Raw genomic sequence first — 1885 nt, 5'->3', positions numbered from 1 at the left:
CCCTTGGCGCGGACCTGTCGGGTGACCAGGTCGACGGTCACCTCGGTGGTGGGGTCGGCTTCCACCAGCTGCTGGAGCCGGTCCACGGTCTCCTGCGGCAGGACCACCGTCAGCAGCCCGTTCTTGAGGGAGTTGCCACGGAAGATGTCCGCGAACCGCGCAGAGATGACGGCCTTGAACCCGTAGTTCTGCAGCGCCCAGACCGCGTGCTCACGCGAGGAGCCGGTACCGAAGTCCGGCCCGGCCACCAGCACCGTGGCACCCCGGTACCGCTCCTGGTTCAGCACAAACTCCGGATCCCTGCGCCAGGCCTCGAACAACCCGTCCTCGAAACCGTCCCGGGTGACCTTCTTCAGCCAGTGCGCCGGAATGATCTGATCGGTATCCACATTGCCACGGCGCAGCGGGACGGCCCGGCCGGTGTGGGTGGTGAAGGGTTCCATGTTCAGACTCCCGCGGGCGTGGTGGCGTCGGACGGGCCGGGGTGGCCGGGGTGGCCGGGGTGGCCGGGGTGGCCGGTTGTGGTGGTGAGGTCGGCGGGTGAGGCCAGATGGCCGAGAACGGCGGTTGCGGCGGCGACCTGGGGGGAGACCAGGTGGGTGCGGCCGCCCTTGCCCTGGCGGCCTTCGAAGTTGCGGTTGGAGGTGGAGGCGGAACGCTCCCCGGGTGCCAGCTGGTCGGGGTTCATGCCCAGGCACATCGAGCAGCCCGCGTGCCGCCATTCGGCACCGGCGGTGGTGAAGACCTTGTCCAGGCCCTCGGCCACCGCCTGCAGCGCCACGCGCACCGAGCCGGGCACCACCAGCATCCGCACCCCGTCCGCCACCCGACGCCCGTCCAGGACCGACGCCGCCGAGCGCAGGTCCTCGATGCGGCCGTTGGTGCACGAACCGACGAAGACGGTGTCCACAGCGATGTCGCGCAGCGGCTGGCCCGCCGTCAACCCCATGTACTCCAGAGCCTTTTCCGCAGCCATCCGCTCCGAAGCATCCTCATACGAGGCCGGGTCGGGCACGTGTGCCGAAAGCGGGGCGCCCTGGCCGGGGTTGGTGCCCCAGGTGACGAACGGCGACAGCGCGGCGGCGTCGATGTGCACCTCGGCGTCGAAGACCGCGTCGTCGTCGGTGCGCAGCGTTTGCCAGTAGGCGACCGCGGCGTCCCAGTCCGCGCCCCGGGGAGCATGGTCACGGCCGCGCAGGTAGTCGAAGGTGGCCTGGTCGGGGGCGATCATCCCGGCCCGGGCCCCTGCCTCGATGGACATGTTGCAGATCGTCATCCGCGCTTCCATCGACAGTTTCTCGATGGCCGGGCCGCGGTACTCGATGACGTAGCCCTGGCCGCCGCCGGTGCCGATCCGGGCGATGATCGCCAGGATGAGGTCCTTGGCCGTCACGCCCTCGGGCAGCTCACCGTCCACCGTCACAGCCATGGTCCTGAACGGCGCCAGCGGCAGCGTCTGGGTGGCCAGGACGTGCTCGACCTGGCTGGTGCCGATACCGAACGCCAGGGCCCCGAAAGCCCCATGGGTGGAGGTGTGACTGTCACCGCAGACCACCGTGGTGCCCGGCTGGGTCAGACCCAACTGCGGCCCCACCACATGGACAACGCCCTGCTCCACATCGCCCAGCGGATGCAGCCGCACCCCGAACTCCGCACAGTTCCTGCGCAGCGTCTCCAGCTGCATGCGCGAGACCGGGTCGGCGACCGGCTTGTCGATGTCGAGGGTCGGGGTGTTGTGGTCCTCGGTGGCGATGGTCAGATCCGTACGCCGCACCCGACGCCCCGCCTTGCGCAACCCGTCGAACGCCTGCGGACTGGTGACCTCATGCAACAGATGCAGATCGATGAACAGCAGATCCGGCTCACCTTCCGCGCGCCGGACGAC

At 69.8% G+C, this 1885-nt stretch carries 2 protein-coding genes; both read right to left on the bottom strand.

The features are described from left to right. A partial coding sequence (gene leuD / locus AZE13_RS33380; RefSeq protein ID WP_066940562.1) for a 3-isopropylmalate dehydratase small subunit occupies positions 1–443 on the bottom strand: 443 nt, incomplete at its 3' end. Positions 444–445: 2 nt separating this feature from the next. Next, on the bottom strand, positions 446–1885 hold a 1440-nt coding region (gene leuC / locus AZE13_RS33375), incomplete at its 5' end, for a 3-isopropylmalate dehydratase large subunit (protein ID WP_258528200.1).

Origin of the sequence: Streptomyces sp. NBRC 110611 (assembly GCF_001590865.1) — a bacterium.
Lineage (GTDB): Bacteria > Actinomycetota > Actinomycetes > Streptomycetales > Streptomycetaceae > Streptomyces.
Note: the sequence above shows the minus strand (reverse complement) of the source record. Positions and strands in the feature narration are given on the sequence as shown.